Genomic DNA, 19519 nt, shown 5'->3' with positions numbered 1-19519 from the left:
TGCCTAAATAGCGATGTTGGTGTCAGGCTGACGGCATGACAGACACCGAAGGCTACGTCGACCAGGCGGTGGCCGGTCTCGCGGAACCTCAGCCGATGTACAAAGCACTGCGCGAGTCGACCCCGGTGTTCCGGTCGCCGACGGCGGTGGTTCTCAGCCGTCTGGCCGACATCGAGATGACGCTCAAACACACTGAGTTGTTTTCGTCGAACATGGATGCGGTCGATCTCGGCAACATCCGCCCGATGATCCCACTGCAAATCGACCCGCCCGAGCATGCGAAGTACCGCCGCATCCTCGACCCGCTGTTCACTCCCCGCGAGATGGCGCGGCGTGAACCACGCGTCAGCGAACTGGTGAACGAGATGATCGACCGCTTCGCCGATCGCGGCGAATGCGACTTCCATGCCGAGTTCGCGGTACCCCTGCCTTGCACGGTGTTTCTGCAGTTGCTCGGCCTGCCGCTGGAGGACCTCGACCAGTTCCTGGTATGGAAGGACGGCGTGATCCGCCCCGAGGGCGACTCCGGCTTCGACCGCCGCCACGAGACCTGCGCAGCCGTGGCGCAAGAGATTTACGACTACTTCGAGCGTGCTATCGACGACCACCTCGCCAGCCCACGCGACGACGTGCTGTCGGCGATGATTGCGGCGAACATTTCTGGACAACCGTTGTCGCGTGAGGAACTGCTCGACATCTGCTTCCTGTTCCTCATCGCGGGGCTGGACACGGTGACCGATTCGCTCGACTGCTTCTTCGTGTACCTGGCCCGCCACCCCGACCACCGTCATCAGCTCGTCGAGCAACCGGACATCTTGCCGAGTGCGATCGAAGAGCTGTTGCGTTGGGAGACGCCGGTGCCCGGCGTCGCCCGGGTGGCCATGCAAGACGTCGAGGTGAGTGGCTGCCCGATCGGCAAGGGGGAGCGGGTCAGTCCGCTACTGGGCGCGGCGAACACCGACCCCGCCGAGTTTCCCGACCCGGAGCTCGTTGACTTCCGCCGCAACCCGAACCGGCACCGCGCATTCGGCGGGGGTCCGCATCGCTGCCTCGGTTCGCACTTGGCCCGGATGGAGCTGCGGGTGGCGTTGCGCGAATTCCACCGGCGCATTCCCGATTACGAGATCAAGCCCGGCACCGAGCTGACCTACACCGCCGCCCTGCGGTCGGTGGAGTCGCTGCCGCTGACCTTCCCGGTTCCCACGTGACGCGCCGCGACGATGCAGAGCGCAGCGATGAGGAGGAGCGGCGCTGATGACTCGTGTCTGCGTCGACGCCGATCGCTGCGAGGGGCACGGGCGCTGCTACACATTGGCGCCGGACGTCTTCGATGCCGACGAGGTCGGGCACGCGATCGTGCTCGTCGACAACGTCTCCGGTGACCTCGAGGCGCAGGCCGCGGAGGCCGAGAAGAACTGCCCCGAAAGCGCGATCACGTTGTCGCAGTGACGGCCCCGCCCGAGGCGGCCCGATCTTTGCATTCATTGCATAAATAGCGTTGACAGCCGCCGAAAACCGACGATAGTCGTCAGGTATGGCGCTGCTGCCGGACCCCGCTCCCCGCGAGCGACAGCATGTCCTGATCTCCGTCGACGACCACGTCATCGAGCCACCCGACATGTTCGACGGCCGGCTCCCTGCCGCGCTGGCCGGCCGGGCGCCGCAGATCGTGGAGACCGACGACGGCCGGCAGGTATGGCGCTATGAGGACCGCGACTACCCGAACATCGGGCTCAACGCGGTGGTCGGCCGGCCACGCGAGGACTGGAGCATGGAGGCGGCCCGCTTCGACGAGATGCGCCGCGGCTGCTGGGACATCAAGGCCCGGGTCGCTGACATGGATCTGGCCGGGATCTGGGCGTCGTTGAATTTTCCGTCGCTGATCGCGGGATTCTCCGGGACCGTGTTCTGGAAGAGCGACGACCCGGAGCTGGGGCTGGCTGTGCTGCGGGCGTGGAACGACTGGCATCTGGAGGTGTGGGCCGGCAGCTTCCCGGAGCGGATCATTCCGCTGCAGCTGCCCTGGCTGGCCGACCCGCGGCTGGCGGCCGAGGAGTTGCGCCGCAACGCCGCTCGCGGTTTCAAGGCGGTTAGCTTCCCCGAGCTGCCCGCCCAGTGTGGGATTCCCAGCCTGCACAGCGGAGTATGGGACCCATTCTTTGCCGCCTGCGAGGAGACCGACACTGTCGTCTGCCTGCACACCGGATCCGCCCAGTGGGCGCCGATTCCCGCTCCGGACACTCCATTCGAGACCATCACCACGTTGTTCCCAGTCAACGGCCTGGTCGCCTGCGCCGACATGCTGTGGTCGGGCATCCCGGTTCGCTTCCCGCGGTTGAACATAACGCTCGCTGAGGGCGGGCTCGGCTGGGCGGCGATGCTGGCGGATCGGGCGGATTACGTTCTGGCGCACTCAGCTTCGGGCCGCGAGGGCGGATCCTGGAAGGGCGATCTGCTGCCCAGCCAGGTGCTACGGCGGAACTTCTGGTTCTGCTCGATCGACGACCCGTCGGCGTTCGGCGCGCTGGACGCGATTGGGGCCCAGCGCATCCTCGTGGAAAGCGACTACCCGCACGCGGACTCGACCTGGCCGGACACCCAGCAGGTCGTCGCGCGCAATGTCGCGGCCCTCTCCGCTCAGGATGCCGCGCGGATCACGCACCGCAACGCCGCCGAGCTCTTCCGTCACCCGCTGCCCGACAGCGAGTGGCTGACCAACGTGTAGGAGGCCCCTGTGCTCGATCTGCTGATCCGTGATGCCGAAATCGTCGACGGCACAGGCGCGCCGGCTCGCCGCGGCGACGTCGGTATCAGCGACGGGCGGATCGCCGCGGTCGGTGACATCAATGACTTGGCCGCGAAAACCGTTGATGCCCAAGGGCAGACGTTGGCACCCGGGTTCGTCGACCTGCACACCCACTACGACGCGCAGCTTTTCTGGGACCCGACCGCCAGCCCGTCGATACAGCACGGCGTTACCACCGTCTTCGGCGGTAACTGCGGATTTACGCTGGCGCCGGTGGCAGCCGACCAACAGGACTACCTCACCCGAATGCTCGCGCGGGTCGAAGGCATGCCGCTCGACGCGTTGCAGGCCGGGCTGGACTGGCAGTGGTCGTCATTCGGCGACTGGCTGAAACGTTTCGATGGCCACATCGCCGTCAATGCCGGCTTCCTGGTTGGGCATTCGGCGCTTCGGCTGGCGGCGATGGGCGAGGACGCGGTCGGCGGCTTGGCGACCCCCGCACAGGTCGATCGGATGGTCGCGCTGCTGCATGAGGCCCTGGCCGATGGCGGGATTGGGTTCTCCACCTCGCAGTCACAGACCCACAACGACGGCTCGGGCAAGCCGGTGCCGTCACGAAGCGCATCCCGCGACGAGCTGCTGGCGCTCGCGACCGGTGTCCGCGAGCATCCGGGCACCACCCTCGAAGCGATCATTCCCGGCTGCCTGCAAGGCTTTACCGACGACGAGGTCGCCCTGCTCACTGAGATGTCGATAGCCGCCGACCGCCCGCTCAACTGGAATCTGCTCGGCGTCTCGGCGGCCAACCCGGCCGGGCACCAGCGGCAGCTGCACGCCTCCGAAGTCGCCGCCGAACGCGGCGGCCGGGTAGTCGCACTCACCCTGCCGCACGCCATGAAGATTCGGCTGTCGTTCCTCACCGGCTTCGTGCTCGACGGGCTGCCCGGCTGGCGCGAAATCATGCACCTGCCGGTGCCCGAGCGGTTGGCCGCGCTGGCCGATCCGGCTGTACGTCGCCGGCTCAACGACGGCGCCCAATCGAAGGAGGCCGGGATGCTGCGCGGCCTGGCGAACTGGGAGCGGTTGATCATCGTCGAGACCTTCGCGCGGGAGAACGCCGACGCGACCGGCCACAGTGTGGGCCAGGTAGCCGCCGCACGTGGTGGGGAGCCGTTCGACACCTTGCTCGACATCGTGATCGCCGACGAGCTGCGCACCGGACTCACGCCGGCGCCGTTCGGCGACGACGGCGCCGACTGGCGGCTGCGCGCCGAGGTGTGGCGCTCGCCGCATGCCGTCATCGGCGGCTCGGACGCCGGCGCGCACCTCGACATGATGTGCGGCGCGATCTACACCACGTCGCTGCTCGGCCACGGTGTCCGCGAGCACCAGGTGGTGACGCTCGAGGAGGCGGTGCGGCTGCTCACCGATGTGCCGGCCCGGCTCTACGGCCTGGCCCAACGCGGCCGGATCACGCCGGGCTGGCACGCCGACCTGGTGCTGTTCGATCCGGCCACCATCGACCACGGGCCGGAGCGCACCCGCTACGACCTGCCCGCCGGTGCACCGCGGTTGGTCGCCGACGCCCACGGCATCACTTCGGTGCTGGTCGGCGGCGTCGAGGTGTGTCGCGACGGCGTGGCCACCGGCGCCCTGCCCGGTACCGTGCTGCGGTCCGGCCGAGACACGCACACGGTGCCGGCCGATGCTTCCTGAACCGACGTCGGCCGCTGGCGAATTCGACTCGGCCGAACTGCAGGGGGGCTTGCTAATGCAGGTCGAGAACGTACATGAGCGGCTGCGTGAGGCACGATCGCGGAACCGGGTGATGGTCGGTAGCCCGTTTGCCGAAACCTCCAGCCAAACACCGGGTTCCGCCGGGGTGACCGTGCTCGGATACGACGAGTGTCAGACAGTGCTCACGCACCCCGACACGTATTCCTCGTCGATCTACGACAAGATCATGGGCCCGGTCATGGGCCGCACCCTCCTCGAACTTGAGGGCGCCGACCACCGGGCCGGCCGGGCCCTGGTGTCCCCGTCGTTTCGCGCCGCGTTGCTGGACCGCTGGCGCATTGACTTAGTGGAGGTGGTGGTCCACGAACTCATCGATAGTTTTGCGCCGCGCGGGCGGGCCGAGCTGGCCCGAGATTTCACCTTCGCGTTCCCGGTACAGGTCATTGCGCGGATCATGGGTTTACCGCGGCAGGACTACCAACGCTTCCAGCGGCTCTCTATCGAATTGCTCAACGTGGTCTACAACTGGGACTGCGGAATCGCCGCATCGGCCTCGTTGAGGGCGTACTTCAACGAGGTCCTGGCAGAGCGGCGGCGTAACCCGCAGGACGACCTGATCACGATGCTGTCGCAGTCCGAGATCGACGGGACCCGGCTTACCGACGACGAGATCTTTGCGTTCCTGCTGCTGATCCTGCCCGCCGGAGTGGAGACGACTTACCGCGCATCGGGCAACCTGTTGGTCGCCCTGCTCACCGATCCGGAGCAGCTCGATGCGCTGCGGGCCGACCCCGGCTTGGTTCGCGGCGCCTTCGAGGAGGCGTTGCGGTGGGAGCCGCCGATCACCACGGTGATGCGGGTGGCGGCCCGCGACTGCGAGCTCGGCGGGGTCGTGATTTCGGCCGGAACGAACGTCGGCGTCAGCGTCGCTGCCGCCAACCGGGACCCGAAGCGCTATCCGGACCCGGATCGCTTCGATCCTGCCCGGAAGAACATCGCGCACCTGACGTTTGGCGGCGGCCCGCACCTCTGCCTGGGCATGCATCTGGCGCGGATGGAGGCGACGGTCGCGATCAACGCGCTACTGGACCGGCTGCCGGATCTGCGGTTGGACCCGAGTGCCCCGACGCCGCATGTCAGCGGCATGGCGTTTCGGTCGCCAGCGGCGTTGCCCGTCGAATTCACCCCTTCCTAAATGCGGGCGGCTGAGGCTTTCTCGCGTCAGGTGATCGGGAACCACTGCGTGGCGGCGCGCGAGATCTCGATATAGATCGGGATCCCGATCGTGACGTTGTAGGAAAACGTCAGGCCCAGCGATGCGGCCAGTGGCAGGGTCGGGCTCGCCTCGGGGATCGCCAGGCGCTGGACCGCCGGCACAGCGATGTATGACGCCGCGCCGCAGAGTACGGCGAACAGGATATAAGTCCCCGGCTTGAACTGGGCATGCGTGATGTGAGCATAGGCGTGAGCGGTGATGATCCCGAGAGTGGCGAACAGGTTCGGCGCCAGTAGACCGAAGACGATGAAACCGGGGCCCGCGCTCTTCAGGTCCCTTAATCGCCGGGAGGCAGTCATACCCATCTCGAGCAAGAACAGGCACAGCACGCCCTGGAAGGCGGCTACAAAGACAGTGTCGTTGTCGTGCACGACCTTCGGTCCCTGCAACCGGCTGACTAGGCCGATGACGATGCCGCCGAAGAGCAGATAGAGCCCCGGGTTGAGCAAGACCTCCCTCAGCAGCTTGACCGTGCCGACGCCCCGCTTTGCGTCATCCCAGTCGGCGTCGTTATCGGGATGCTCCTGCAGTTCCAGCGCGATCTCCGTTTCCCGCTCGATCGCCAGCTCGCGTTCGGTATCGAGATGCTGCCCGGGAGCCGGCCGGCCGGCCGCACCGGGCCCCACCCTCGCGGGCGGTTTGTGGCTGGGCTCGCCCGGCATGTTCCCCAACGCGTCCATCCCCCTGTGCCGCAGCCGCGCCGCCAGATACAGCGCCACCAGGCAGCCTGGCATCTCCATGACGGCCAGCATGACCGGCATGAAGCCGTTGAACGCCATCCCCACGGTGGCAAGGACGCCCACACAGGTTGCGAAGGTTCCTGCCGAGTCCGACCCGTAATAGCCGGCGACCGTCGCCCTGTCGATCCGCCGCATCTTCGTCATCCGGGTCAGCAGCATGTAGGCGAGAAAACCTATCAGGAAGTTGAGCAGGAATCCCAGGACGATGAATCCAACGATGCGGCCGATGCTCGCCACATGGATTGTGGCGAGCTCTTCACCGCCGTGCCAGCCGATGGCCAGCAGCAGGTACATCGTCACGCCCTGATAGATCACATAGGGAAACTCGAACTTCACCTTGAGGATCGGGATAAGGAAGCGAGGTAGAAAAACAACAACAGCGGCTTGAAGAGGTTGTGCCGGAAGTTCTCCCAGAACTCCAGGAGCATTGCAATCTCCCTAGATGCGCGCGGCTAGTTGAGGATTCGTGACCGTCGTCATGGGGGCCATGAATTTTTTAGAGCCTAACCTTGCGGTGCCGCCTCCTGCTGTGAGAAAGGACCCCTGCGCGCTGGGAGAATGCTGGAAAATCGGTGAACGGACAGCGACACCATGGTAATGCTGGGAAAAGGCACAGCGACACCATGGTTCGGTAATTCGATTTGTCCGCGTGCTCCGCTGCCGCGGGCCGCCCTTTACTTCTTGTTGTTGCCGACCAGCGACGCCCGCACCACGGGCTCCTTGACGCGATGCGTCACCGTTGCCCACGCCGACGGCGAATAGTGCGTCGTGACTTCCTCGAACCCGTCGATCCGGGAAACGCTGAGCACGCCGGTTTCTTGATTGACGCTGAGCTTGTCGCTGTCCGCTCCGTGGACCTCTTCTCCGTCAAGGAGCCGGATAACAAACACGATGCTGTCCTCTCGTCAGAGTGCGGCTTGGCCTGGTCGTACGGTCGGCCCGCTGCCGGACCAGATCCATTGTGGGCCTGGGGCGTGAACGGTTCGAGAACGTGTAATGACAACCAATCACCGGCCAGCTGGTCTAGGTCGCTGATCCGTCCGTGCTTACGCAGCGGTGTGAGCCGGCCATTAAAGTCGGGTCTACCGAAAGTGCTGGTGATAGGGCATGCGGAACGCCAGTTAGGCCGTTCGTCGCGGGGAACCCCCGCAGGTTCATAGGTTAGGCTACATTTACTAACCGTGACCGAAGTCGGTGTCGAAACCAGTCCCGTAGGCACCCCGTCACTGTCATTCCCATTGCCGGCCGAGATCCCGCCGGCGGACCTGGCGGCCGAGCTGGCCGCGGCGTTGCCTGAGCGCGACGGCGACGAATACCTGCTTTACGAGCACGACAATCAGTGGGTACTGGCCGTTGGTGTGCTGGCAATGGTCGAGCTGGACTGCGACGAGCTTCGCATCACCCGCGACGGTGTCACTCAGCGACAAAGCTGGTCCGGCCGGCCGGGAGCCGTGCTCGGCGAGGCCGTCGACCGGTTGTTGCTGGAATCCGATCAGGCCTTCGGCTGGATCGCCTTCGAGTTCGGGGCGTATCGCTTCGATCTGCAGGATCGCCTGGCGCCGCAGACCCCGTTGGCGCGGGTGTTCTGGCCCCGCACCCGCGTCGTGGTCACCAACGACACAGTCGGATTGTTCGACGCCGAGGAACGCCACCGCGACATCGTCGAGCGGTTGCTGAGCGAGGGTCTGCCGGCCGCGCCAGCTGCATCCGGAATCGACGTCACCGTCGACGCCACCGATTACCGCGCGCGGGTAGGCACAGCCATCGACGACATCGCCGCCGGCCGCTACCACAAAGTGATCCTGTCCCGCTGTGTCGATGTGCCTTTCGCGCTGGACTTTCCGTCCACTTATCGGTTGGGGCGGCGGCACAACACGCCCGCGCGCTCGTTTCTGTTGCGGCTCGGTGGATTTCGGGCCCTGGGTTATAGCCCGGAAGTGGTGGCAGCGGTGCACCACGACGGCGTAGTGGTGACCGAACCGTTGGCCGGCACCCGGGCGCTGGGCCGCGGCGCGGCATGCGACCGCCGGGCCCGCGACGATCTGGAATCCGATAGCAAAGAGATTGTCGAGCATGCCATGTCGGTGCGCAGTTCGCTGCTGGAGATCACTGAGGTCGCCGAAGCCGGTAGCGCCGCGGTCATCGATTTCATGACGGTTCGCGAGCGCGGCAGCGTGCAGCACCTGGGCTCGACGGTCACCGGCCGGCTGGATGCAGCCAAGGATCGGATGGACGCGTTGGAGACGCTGTTTCCCGCGGTCACCGCCTCAGGTATCCCGAAGGCGGCCAGTGTCGACGCCATTCTGCGATTCGATGAAAGCCCACGTGAGTTGTATTCCGGTGCGGTGGTGATGTTTTCGGCTGACGGCGGCCTTGACGCGGCGCTCACGTTGCGGAGCGTCTACGAACGTGACGGGCGAACCTGGCTGCGGGCCGGCGCCGGCATCATCGCGGCGTCGGATCCCCATCGCGAATTCGAGGAGACCTGCGAGAAGCTGGCCGCGCTGGCCCCGCATCTGGTTGCCCGCTGGTAGGCGAACGAACGCACTAGCCGACGTCGGCGTCTGGCGAGCGCTCCAAATAGTCGGCCAGGATGCGGCTGACCAACGACTCGATGGTCGATTCGATCGACGACGCCAGGGTGGCGGTGACGGATGCGACGGCCTGGGTGCGAAACCGGACCAGCATAGTGATCAGCTCGGCGATTTCGGTGTCGGCGGGCAGGGCTTCCCGCGGTTTGATCCGGTCGGCGACGTGTTCGGCTCCGGCACGCACCAGCATCTCGCTGATCTGGTCGACCAGCGGGACGATGCGCTCGTGCAGGTCGATGAGTTTTTCCATACTGACGCCGTAGCCGCGGATCTCGTTGAACGCGTCGATCAGCTTCGGACGTGTGATGGTGGCCTGAGTGCCGTCGACGCGGATCACCTGCAGCCCGACCAGTCGATCGAACGCCGTGGCGTCATTGATGAGTCGTTCCGCCTCGGCCAGCGGCATAGTCTGCGACTTCTCGGTCGTCCAGGTGCCAACGATCGCCGATTCCAGGCCGAGCACGTCGCCGAGATTCTTGCCCTCCTCCCAGGCGCTGAGCATCTCCCGGACGTGCGCAATGTTGTAGCCGCGGTTGAGCATCGAGGTGATCAGCCGCAGCCGGGTCAGATGAGTGTCGTTGTACAGCGCAATCCGCCCGACCCGCAACGGCGGTGGTAACAGCCCGCGGTCGCGGTAGACACGGACGTTGCGGGTGGTGGTGCCGGCCAGCCTGGCCAGGTCGTCGATGCGGTATTCCCCGGAGACCGGCGCACCGTGGGGGTGGCGCACTGCCGCGTCGAAAAGCTGCGACACCGCGCTTTCGATGACCTCCCGGGACTGCCGCCGCACGCGCTTGGGCGCGCGCCGCAGGTTGGCCAGGACGCCGGCGATGGTGCCGGTCTCTGCTCGTGGCGGTCGGTCGGGAGCCATCAGTCAGGCCGATGAGCTGACGCGAGTGTCGGCGCCTTGAGCGACCACGTGGTAGTCGGCGAACCGGAAGTCCCGCATCTGGCGAAGGTACTGGGTGGCGAATCCTGGGTACATCGACGCGTTGAATCCGTCCTTGGTCAGATACCAACTGCTACATCCGGACATCCACGTCGTCTTGGTGAGTCGCTGCTGAATGCGCTCGTTGTGGCGGCGTTGTACGTCTTTACGGACGTCGAGGTAACGCAAGTTGTTTTCGAGGATGGTGGTGATGCCGCGCACGACGTAGTCGAGCTGGCCCTCGATGTAGACCAGCAGCGAGTTATGGCCGGGTCCGGAGTTGGGACCGGTCATGAAGAACAGGTTCGGATACCCATGCGCGCTGGCGCTCTTGTAAGCCTGTGCGCCGCCGGCCCATTCAGTGCTCAGCAAACGTCCACCGAGCCCGGCGACCGGGAATGGTGGACCGGTCAGATGCACGTCGTACCCGGTGGCGAACACGATGCAATCCAGATGATGTTCGATACCGTCGCTGGTGCGGATTCCGACCGGGCTCAATGTCGCGATGGGCCAGTCGATCAGCTTGCAGTTATCGCGTTGCAGGGCAGGGTAGTAGTCACTGGAGACCAGCATGCGCTTGCAGCCCGGAGTGAAAGCGGGAGTCAGCTGGCGGCGCAGCCACGGGTCCTTGATCTGCCGGTGCAGGTGTAGGCGGCCGAGTCGGGCGACCAACGATGTCAATGGGGTGTTCCACACCAGTGCGGTGGCGCTGGCCTCATGCCCCCAGAACAGTGCTTGGCGCGCAAGCTGTTGAACCGCTGGAGCTTTGGTGAATACCGCTTGCACAGCGGGCGGAGTGGCGACGTCGAAGCGCGGCAGCACCCAACCTGGGGTACGTTGAAACACCTTGACGAATTCGGCTTGCTTGACCAGTTCCGGGATGATCTGGATGGCGCTGGCGCCGGTGCCGATGACCGCGACCCGCTTGCCGGCGAAGTTGTAGTCATGGTCCCACCGCGCACTGTGGATCGTGTGTCCGCGGTAGGAATCGATCCCGCGGATATCGGGGAAGCTGGAGTCGGGTAGCGGCCCGGATGCCAGCACCACGGTGCGGGCCCGAAAACGCTTGCCGGCGGCAGTGGTTGCGATCCACGCCCCGGCGCTGTCGTCGAACGACAACCCGGTTACCTCTTGGCCGAACCGAATCTTGCGGCGGATGCCGAAGCGGGTGGTCATGTCCTCGAGGTGTTTGCGGATTTCATCGGCCGGCGAGTAGGTCCGCGACCAGCTCGGGTTTTTGACGAACGAAAACGAGTACAGCAGCGACGGGATGTCGCAGCTGGCACCGGGATAGCTGGTGTCACGCCAGGTTCCGCCCACCCGATCGCTGCGTTCCAGGATGACAATGTCGTCGACGTCGGCTTGCGCCAACTTGATTGCGGCGCCGAGCCCGCTGAAGCCGGCGCCGACGATCATCGTCGCATAGGTATGTGAGTTCGCCATGATCACGCAGCGGGCTCGTGGGTCAGTTCTTTGAACCAGCTGGGCACTGGCCGCAGTAGTGGCCTGGGGTAGCGATCGGACAGCCACACCATGGAATTGGCCAGCAGGTGATAGGGGTGGCGCGGGTTGACCACCATCGCGGCGTGTCGCTTCAGGATTTGGTAGGTGGGCACTCGCCAGGTGTGATCGCCCCGCTCGCCGAGCTGCTTGAACCGTTTGACCGCGTTGTACAGCCGCTCGGGCTCCATGCCCATGTCGTCAAGCTCGTTGCGCACCCGGTTGAGCAATGGCAGATACATCAGCGCGCCGATGATCAGTCCCGGTGAGGCCACGTTGCCAACGAAGTCGATGGCGAGCTTTCGAGCCTTGGCGTGGCCGATCATATTGAGGACTTCGAAATCCACTGCAAGATGGCGTGATTCGTCATTGTTGATCTTTTCGAAGACCTGGTGGCAGACCGGATCGTCGACCTCGTCGAGCAGGAATTTCAGCAGCGCGCCATCGAGTGCCACCTCGAGCATCGGGATGACGGTGCCCAGGATCGCCAGGGACATGCCGTCGGCGTAGGTGTCCAGCCATTGCATGGCCAGCCGGATGTTGACGTTCGGTTCGGGCATTTCGCAGTCGTCGAGCATGCCCCAGCGCTTCATCAGTGCCAGCTCCGCATTGGCGTGCCGTTGCTCTTCGGCGTGGAAATAGCGGTAGATCTCGGCCAGCGTCGCGTTGGGCGCCTTTTTGGCCAACGCCGAAAATCCGCGAGCACCGATATTCTCGATCCAGCACAGATCGGCCATGAAGGCTTTCAGCTTAGGCCGGAATTCGTCGTCGATGGTCTCGGCGCCGGGTGCTGCCCAATCGATATCGGCAAGCGCCCATTGGCGATCCTTGATCTTGGCCAGCATCGCGTCCATATCGATTGCCACCGGATCCTCCTTGATTGATGCTGTCAGAACGGGGCCACCCGGGACACCAGGCCCATTCCACGGGTGAAAGTGCCCGGGACCAAGCGTTTGATGTTCCAGCCGATCTTGGCGTCGAGCTGCGGCATGCAATACAGGTCGCCGCGATCGTGGGCGTCTAGGCAGATGCGCGCAACCTTGGCCGCCGAAAACCCAGTCCAGCGCATGACCCGGTTTGCGAATTGGGTTGTTTGGTCGGGCATCCGGCCGGACTCGACGATATTGGTCTTGACGAAGGTGGGGCAAAGGACGGTGACTTTCACTGAGCTGCCAGATAATTCGGCGGCCAGAGTCTCCGACAGCGACAGCACCCCGGCCTTGCTGACGCTGTAGGCGGCCATCCTGGGCGCAGCGCCGAAGGCGGCAGCGGAGGCAACGTTGATGATGCCCCTCAGGCGGTTCGATGGTTCGGCCGACCGCAGGATCGGGGCGAAAACATGGCAGCCGTGAATGGGTCCCCACAGGTTGATGCCCAGCACCCATTGCCAGTCGTCAAGGGGGAGTTCACCGATCGGGGCACCGCCGGAGCCGACGCCGGCGTTGTTGATCACCAGCGTGGGTGCAGCGCCCAACCAAGATTCTGACTGGGCAGCCAGTTCGCGGACGTCCTCGAATTGGGATACGTCGCATCGGATTGCGACGGCTTCACCGCCGTGGTCGGTGATCAAGCTCACGGTCTTCGCGGCAGCGACCTCGTTGATGTCGCTGCAGACCACCCGACCGCCGCGGCGGGCGAGTTCGGTGGCGAACGCCGCGCCGATCCCGCTGCCCGCGCCGGTTACCACCGCAAGCGCGTGGTGGCTCACTTTTTTCGACCTGCCAAACGGTCCGAGCATCGCTAGCCTGCCCTCGTCGCCGTGCCATCACAGCCGTCGGCCCTTACGCACGCGGAGATGAAACGCGAGACGTGGGCCATGGCCTTGCCGGCTTCCGGTGACAACCGAGGCAACGCCTGGAACTCACCACTGCCGCTCCACGTGATCGCAGCGATCCGCGAGCCGGCACAGCGTCCCACCATGTGACTTAGTCAATACAAAATGGCGACATTAGTCAATGGCAATGTTGACGACGCACGCGCCGCCGTCGACCAACTAGCGCGACCAGTTCGTCAAACGTCAGCTTCTTGCGCCCATCGTGGCCGGCGTTGTTCTGGCCTGTGCGGCGAACGTGCGGCCGCGAGTGCCGCCGCGAGCCCACCGGTGGTCGAGGTTTGCGGTGGAGGCTGACCCTTGCGCAGCGTCGCGATCAGTTCGCGGTAAGGGCCGACCAGGTAGACAGTGTCGCCGGCTTTCAGTCGGGCGTCGCGGCGCGGGCGTAGGCTGACCGGCCCTTCCGGTCGAGTGATCGCGATGACGCGCGTTTCGGTAGACAGATCCACCATTCGCAGTCCATCTAGCTGGCTGCCCGCCGCCACCAGCATTCCGCCGACCATGAAAGAGCGCTGGCCGACCCAAAATGTCCCCAGCACCTGCAGACCCATCGCGGCGCCGATGAACCAGGGAGCTGCCAGGTCGACGATCGACCGCACGTTTTCGAAACCGAATCGCCGATTCACCGCAGTGCTCAGCGCGCGGCCTTGAACGCGCATTACCAGCGGCACTTTGGTATCGGATCCCAAGATCTCAAGCAGTACGATCCCGGTCTCGATGTTCTTCATGTCCTGGTGGGTCACTATCGCCACTCCGCGGGCGCGATCGACGCGCGCTGATTCCAGCGTCTGGCGCATCGTTGGGTCTCCGAAAATCACCGGCACGTCGAGTTCGGCCACGGTCGACAGGAAGCGGTTGTTCTCGTCCTGCTCGATGACGACGACGTCGTATCCGGCAGCGGTCAGATCCCTCACGACGCGGATGCCGACCGAACCCAGTCCGACAACGACGACGTGGTCGCGCATATGGCGTGCCCGGCGCAGTCCGGCCGTTTGGATGAAGCGGTGCGACAGCAGCAGGTCCGCAATGAACGCGACGAGGACGGCGGTGACGGTCACGCCGGCAAACATCAACGCGACAGCGAACAGTCGCAGCCAAGGGGATTGTTGGCCGAAGCTGTAATCGCCATAGCCCACGCCCGTAATTGACTCAGAGACGAAGTACAGGGCGTCGATCCACGACATCCGCGGGTTCTGGTAGGCGAAGCGGACCACGGCTGTCGAGCCGAGCATAAGGAGCAGCGCGGATGCCAACGAGGGAAAAAGCATCGGGTTCATGTCGTCGCGCATGGCGCGCGCGGCATCGACCACGCGTCGCACCCGGGAGTGGCGAGAGCGCGTCGCGGTCCGGGGAGGCACGGTGATCCCGCGGGCTTCCAATTCGTCTTTGAGGCCGATCATCGAGGTCCAGTCGCCGGCGTAGACCTGCAGATCCCGTCCCGGACATGGCACCACCTCGCCGGGGGCAGGTGAGTTCTTGCCGTGGACCACCGCCACCGGTGCCAGGTCGGCGTAGATCTCGCGCAGAGTCCCGTCGCACGGCGCCTCGGCGCCCCATACAACGAATTCGATACCGGCCGTTTCGAACTGGTGCGCGTTACGCGACAGAACTGCCTCGACGACGGATGGTGCCGCGAGGTCGGCGACGTCCAAGATGGCGCCGGGGCCGTTAACGGCGGCCACCGCTCCGCGCAGGACGTCGTTAGACAGACGTGCCACCACGCGGACATTTGGGCTGTATTCTCTTGCTAATAACGCGATTTCAAGATTCACCGCGTCGTCGGGCCCGGCGCAGACGACGGCGCGCGCTCGATGTACCCCGGCGCCGAGGAGATCGGCAGCAGTGTTGATCTGGATTATCCGCGCGCCGGCGCCCCTGAGCTCCTCGGCGATCGTCTTCGCCAGCGGATCGTCGCCGGCGACGATGATTTCGCGATGCATGATCTCGCGTGTTTGGCGGGGACCGGGTAGTCTCGCATGCTGCGTAGAGTCCGGCCTTCGCTCAAGCCGAAGAATCGAGTCATTCGGCCGTGGCTTTGTGTCTTGCGGCATGATTACTCCCAACTTGCGGACACCTGCGTTCACTCACGCGTAGCTGTTCATATGACTATCGGCCATCCTGGCGGATAGTGCCACCTGAGAAGCGTGGACGACGTAAGTCAACACCGCTGTCCCGCAGACAAAGTCGCCTACTGAGCAACGGGACATGGCCTCGTTCTGATTCAACACCGTGTGATTCCGACGCAACAAGTTCGACTCGAACTCGTCACACAGACGAAATAGCAGTGGCGTATCGGTAAGCCCACAACATTGCCACCCACGCGAAAAGTCATGATACTAACGGGCTCTGGCGTGCAATGTGGTGGCATGGCGTGCGTCAATTGAGGCCGCCCAATAAGGTCGCGAACAACTTCATGTCGGGCTTGGTTCGCCGTCAGCCCGCGGATAACCAAGCAAAGGAATACGCTATGTCCGAAAACACGCCCGACGATATCTTCAAACTCGTCAAGGACGAGAACATTGAGTATGTCGACGTTCGCTTCTGTGACCTGCCAGGCACCATGCAGCACTTCACAATTCCGATCTACGTCTTCGACGAGGACGTTTTCGAGGATGGCTTGGCATTTGACGGCTCCTCGATTCGCGGCTTCCAATCGATCCACGAGTCCGACATGCTGCTGCTTCCCGATCCGGAAACCGCGACCATCGACCCGTTCCGTGCCGCCAAAACGCTGAACGTCAACTTCTTCGTGCACGACCCGTACACCCTCGAGTTGTACTCGCGCGACCCGCGCAACGTGGCCCGCAAGGCCGAGAACTACCTGATCAGCTCCGGCATTGCGGACGCCGCCTACTTCGGCCCAGAAGCCGAGTTCTACATTTTCGACAAGGTGAGCTTCGATTCACGCATCAACACCTCGTTCTACAAGGTGGACGCAACATCCGGGTGGTGGAATACCGGAGAAGAGACCGAGTCCGACGGCAGCCCCAACCGCGGGTACAAGGTCCGCCCCAAGGGCGGCTACTTTCCGGTAGCCCCCACCGACCACTACGTCGACCTGCGCGACAGCATTCTCACCCACCTGACCAACGCCGGCTTTTCGCTGGAGAAGGGCCACCACGAAGTGGGCAGCGGCGGCCAGACCGAGATCACCTACAAGTTCAACACATTGCTGCACGCGGCCGACGACCATCAGATGTACAAATACATCGTCAAGCAAACCGCATGGCAGGCCGGCAAGACCGTGACGTTCATGCCCAAGCCGCTGTTCGGCGACAACGGCTCCGGTATGCACTGTCACCAGTCGTTGTGGAAGGACGGCGTCCCGCTGATGTACGACGAGGAGGGGTATGCCGGCCTGTCGGACACCGCCCGCCACTACATCGGCGGTTTGCTGTACCACGCGCCGTCGTTGCTGGCATTCACCAACCCGACGGTGAACTCGTACAAGCGGTTGGTGCCCGGCTTCGAGGCCCCGATCAACCTGGTCTACAGCCAGCGCAACCGGTCGGCTTGCGTGCGTATCCCGATCACCGGCAGCAATCCCAGGGCCAAACGGTTGGAGTTCCGTTGTCCCGACGCGTCGGGCAACCCGTACCTGGCGTTCTCCGCCATGCTGATGGCGGGCCTGGACGGCATCAAGAACAAGATCGAGCCGCCTCCCCCGGTCGACGAGGACCTGTACGAGCTGCCGCCAGAAGAGGCCGCGGAAATCGTGCAGGCTCCTACCCAGCTGTCCGCGGTGATCGACCGTCTGGAGGAAGACAGCGAATACCTCACCGAGGGAGGCGTGTTCACGCCTGACCTGATCGAGACGTGGATCACCTACAAACGCGACTATGAGCTTGCGCCGTTCAACCTCCGGGTGACCCCGTACGAGTTCGCGCTCTACTACGACGTGTGAGCCTGCAAACGCGCTGACCTGCGGCGACGCCGCCACGGCGCGCCAGTCCGCTACCGACGATGACCAGGGGCTTCACATCGACTTCTCCTAGCCGCCCCAAGACAAGGCGATCGTAGCGAGTAGAGGGCCGTAAGCAGGTGAGCAATCGACTCATCCGGGCGACGTTGGTTGCGTGCTCTTGACACCGCAGTTTGGCACCAACATTTGAGAAGGCAAGAACATTGGTTTTGAGACCTTCTGACCCGCTGAAGGTCCGCCTGCAGGCACAAGTATTCAGCTAGAGAAAAGCCTCGCCAACCGATTGACGTAGGTGGTGACCTCCGGCGTGAAGTATTTGTACGTGTGAATGCCACACGGTTTCGCGTCGTAGATGTGCTGTACACCAGCGAATCTCAGCGCGACATGCAGGTCGAGGGTCGTTTGGCCGACGCCTAATTCGAGAACGCCCTCGCCAGGGTTTGTGACGAGCGTTTGGGCGTCGTCGGCGTCACAGGGGGAGCCGTTTCCCGCGGTGAGATATATGTCCATGCCCCGTAGTTGGGATGCATTAGCAACCGGGTTGGCTACACGCCATCGACCGGCATCCAGTACGGGGTCGCCGAACATTCCGAACGGGTCATACTGGCCAGCTGCTAGACCGTCGGCGCACTCGCGCTGCTCCACGGTCGCTCCGATGATGACGACAGCCTCATCGGAAGCCTGGTTGTTATCGCCGCCTGACAACGTTCCGATGGCACCGAATAGGTCCGGATGCTTCACGCCGTAATGTGCGGCGCCAAAGCCGCCCATCGAGACGCCGGCCACCGCTCGGTGTCCTTTATCAGCGAGTGTGCGAAACCGCGCATCAATCGCTGGGATGACCCGGTTGATGATCTCCGTTTCGTAGTTGTGGCTGCCGTCTTTCCAGTCGACATAGAAGCCGGTCAGACCGCCGGACGGCGTAACGACGATGAACTGTTGGTTGTCGGGGAACGCGTTTGTCACCGTAATGAGATTGGTGCGGATCAGAAACGAGTCCACGTCTGACTCCGCCCCGTACAGGAGGTAGAGCACAGGATATTTTCGCATCGAGGTGCCATACTGCGGCGGAAGCAGGACCGACACAGGATTTCCGTCGACAGTGATGTGCTGGATACGTGGGCCACTCGCGGTTGCCGTGTCGGGGTTAACGGTCGAGCAAACGATCTTGGGAATTTGGATTGTGGCCTTTGCGGCAGGCACTTCGACGACCGTGCTTGTGCAGAGCAAGAAAGCATAGGCTGTTGCCGCCAGCTGCTTTTTCATTGGCGCACGGTAGCCGTCTCGTCGTAACAGCGAAGAAACGGCGGGAACACTGTTTGCTCACAATCGAATCTGGCACTTTTGCACCGTTCGATCGAATGGTTGTCTCCGACGCGTGGCGAACCATGGCAACGATGTCCGGTCCGTCGTTCGGCGGTGCTGCCGCCGATGCCGCAGATCGGATCCAGGTCGGCGGTGTCCAGGCGATCGGCAGCGTCTTGATGCTGTGGATCAACGGCGACAGCAACGTGCGGGCTCCTCCGTCGCGACAATGTCGGGTACCTGGCGGTGCAATTCCTCGAACATGACGCTGATCTCACGACGAGCCAGATTGGCGCCCAAGCAGAAATGGGCACCGCCGCCGCCGAAGCCGACATGCGGATTCAGGTTGCGCGCCAGGTCAAAGGTCCACGGGTTGGCGAATTTTGACTCATCGCGGTTGACCGAGCAGTACCACAGCGTGACCTTGTCGCCCGGCTCTTTGGCTAGCTGCTTTTAGCTGGTGTAGTGCGGCGTTCCAGCGTCGTGTTGCACTGCTCGCACGTGAATGTCGGAGGCCGGCGTCGATGAGCTCGACGAGCTATACGGACAAGGGGGCTAGATGGAGATCAAATTTCCGAGCACGGGAAGCCACCGACTCGACTGGTTGATAGTGCTCGCAGTGGTGATCGGTCTGCTGGTCATCTTTATCTGAGGGGAAGACACTTGGGCGGCATCGCCATGATTAATAGCGTGAACTGTGGACATCGGAAGTGGTGCTTCTGCTCGCCATCCACGCAGAGGTAGAACGCACGCGAATCGTTGGCATCCCGGACGTAGTTAATCCCCGCGATGTCAGGGCAGGTGATGTCGGTGTCCTGGGGAATGTGCGGCGGCTGCGCGTGCGCCACACCCGGACTTACAACGGTCAACCACCCGAGGCCGACGACGGCGGCAACCTGTTTAATCCTGGCGGACACGAACATTCCTAATCTTCCATGCCAGC

The 19519-nt window shown here is 63.9% G+C and carries 15 protein-coding genes and 2 pseudogenes; 7 read left to right on the top strand and 10 right to left on the bottom strand.

Going from position 1 to position 19519, the window contains the following annotated elements:
* The first annotated feature begins 35 nt into the window (after positions 1–35).
* The 5 genes from VEI45_RS06260 (at position 36) to VEI45_RS06240 (ending at position 5678) form a co-directional block, all read left to right on the top strand.
* Positions 36–1208: a cytochrome P450 gene (locus VEI45_RS06260; RefSeq protein WP_324851176.1), complete on the top strand. Its 1173-nt coding sequence runs from the start codon at positions 36–38 to the stop codon at positions 1206–1208.
* A gap of 46 nt (positions 1209–1254) precedes the next feature.
* On the top strand, positions 1255–1449 hold the full coding sequence (locus VEI45_RS06255) for a ferredoxin (protein ID WP_324851174.1): 195 nt from the start codon (positions 1255–1257) through the stop codon (positions 1447–1449).
* 85 nt (positions 1450–1534) lie between these two features.
* Entirely contained in the window at positions 1535–2725 is a 1191-nt protein-coding gene (locus tag VEI45_RS06250; RefSeq protein ID WP_324851172.1) for an amidohydrolase family protein, read from the top strand.
* A gap of 9 nt (positions 2726–2734) precedes the next feature.
* The gene (locus VEI45_RS06245; RefSeq protein WP_324851170.1) at positions 2735–4462 is read left to right on the top strand and encodes an N-acyl-D-amino-acid deacylase family protein; all 1728 of its coding nucleotides are present in this window, start codon (positions 2735–2737) and stop codon (positions 4460–4462) included.
* Entirely contained in the window at positions 4452–5678 is a 1227-nt protein-coding gene (locus VEI45_RS06240) for a cytochrome P450 (RefSeq protein WP_324851168.1), read from the top strand. The genes VEI45_RS06245 and VEI45_RS06240 overlap by 11 nt, the downstream gene beginning before the upstream one ends.
* A gap of 26 nt (positions 5679–5704) precedes the next feature.
* Here VEI45_RS06240 and VEI45_RS06235 read toward each other — a convergent pair.
* Positions 5705–6927: pseudogene (locus VEI45_RS06235) on the bottom strand (sodium-dependent bicarbonate transport family permease).
* A gap of 246 nt (positions 6928–7173) precedes the next feature.
* Complete coding sequence (locus VEI45_RS06230) at positions 7174–7389, bottom strand: hypothetical protein (RefSeq protein ID WP_324851166.1); 216 nt, start codon at positions 7387–7389, stop codon at positions 7174–7176.
* 291 nt (positions 7390–7680) lie between these two features.
* Between VEI45_RS06230 and VEI45_RS06225 the strand changes: the two genes are divergently transcribed.
* Positions 7681–9033 carry a salicylate synthase gene (locus VEI45_RS06225; protein ID WP_324851164.1) on the top strand — a complete coding sequence of 451 codons (1353 nt, stop codon included), beginning with the start codon at positions 7681–7683 and terminating at the stop codon, positions 9031–9033.
* Between the two features lie 13 nt (positions 9034–9046).
* Here VEI45_RS06225 and VEI45_RS06220 read toward each other — a convergent pair whose 3' ends face one another.
* The 5 genes from VEI45_RS06220 to VEI45_RS06200 form a co-directional block, all read right to left on the bottom strand.
* Complete coding sequence (locus VEI45_RS06220) at positions 9047–9961, bottom strand: MerR family transcriptional regulator (RefSeq protein ID WP_324851162.1); 915 nt, start codon at positions 9959–9961, stop codon at positions 9047–9049.
* A gap of 3 nt (positions 9962–9964) precedes the next feature.
* Complete coding sequence (locus VEI45_RS06215; RefSeq protein WP_324851160.1) at positions 9965–11467, bottom strand: NAD(P)/FAD-dependent oxidoreductase; 1503 nt, start codon at positions 11465–11467, stop codon at positions 9965–9967.
* Entirely contained in the window at positions 11464–12384 is a 921-nt protein-coding gene (locus VEI45_RS06210) for a ferritin-like domain-containing protein (protein ID WP_324851159.1), read from the bottom strand. Before VEI45_RS06210 ends, VEI45_RS06215 begins: the two co-directional genes overlap by 4 nt.
* A gap of 23 nt (positions 12385–12407) precedes the next feature.
* Positions 12408–13256, bottom strand: a complete 849-nt coding sequence (locus tag VEI45_RS06205; protein ID WP_324851158.1) for an SDR family NAD(P)-dependent oxidoreductase — start codon at positions 13254–13256, stop codon at positions 12408–12410.
* 272 nt (positions 13257–13528) lie between these two features.
* On the bottom strand, positions 13529–15289 hold the full coding sequence (locus tag VEI45_RS06200; RefSeq protein ID WP_324851156.1) for an NAD-binding protein: 1761 nt from the start codon (positions 15287–15289) through the stop codon (positions 13529–13531).
* Between the two features lie 527 nt (positions 15290–15816).
* On the opposite strand from VEI45_RS06200, the gene glnA reads away from it, so the two are divergent.
* Positions 15817–17253: a type I glutamate--ammonia ligase gene (gene glnA / locus VEI45_RS06195; RefSeq protein WP_324851154.1), complete on the top strand. Its 1437-nt coding sequence runs from the start codon at positions 15817–15819 to the stop codon at positions 17251–17253.
* Positions 17254–17526: 273 nt separating this feature from the next.
* Here the strand turns inward: glnA and VEI45_RS06190 are convergent, their stop codons facing one another.
* From VEI45_RS06190 to VEI45_RS06180, 3 genes and pseudogenes are all read right to left on the bottom strand, one after another.
* Positions 17527–18537 carry an alpha/beta hydrolase family protein gene (locus VEI45_RS06190; protein WP_324851152.1) on the bottom strand — a complete coding sequence of 337 codons (1011 nt, stop codon included), beginning with the start codon at positions 18535–18537 and terminating at the stop codon, positions 17527–17529.
* Positions 18538–18730: 193 nt separating this feature from the next.
* A pseudogene (locus tag VEI45_RS06185) lies at positions 18731–19008 on the bottom strand (cytochrome P450); the annotation flags it as partial.
* Positions 19009–19220: 212 nt separating this feature from the next.
* Positions 19221–19519 (bottom strand): hypothetical protein (locus VEI45_RS06180; RefSeq protein WP_324851150.1); only part of this gene is annotated, 299 nt, incomplete at its 5' end.

It is taken from the genome of Mycobacterium sp. (assembly GCF_035623875.1).
Lineage (GTDB): Bacteria > Actinomycetota > Actinomycetes > Mycobacteriales > Mycobacteriaceae > Mycobacterium.
Note: the sequence above shows the minus strand (reverse complement) of the source record. Positions and strands in the feature narration are given on the sequence as shown.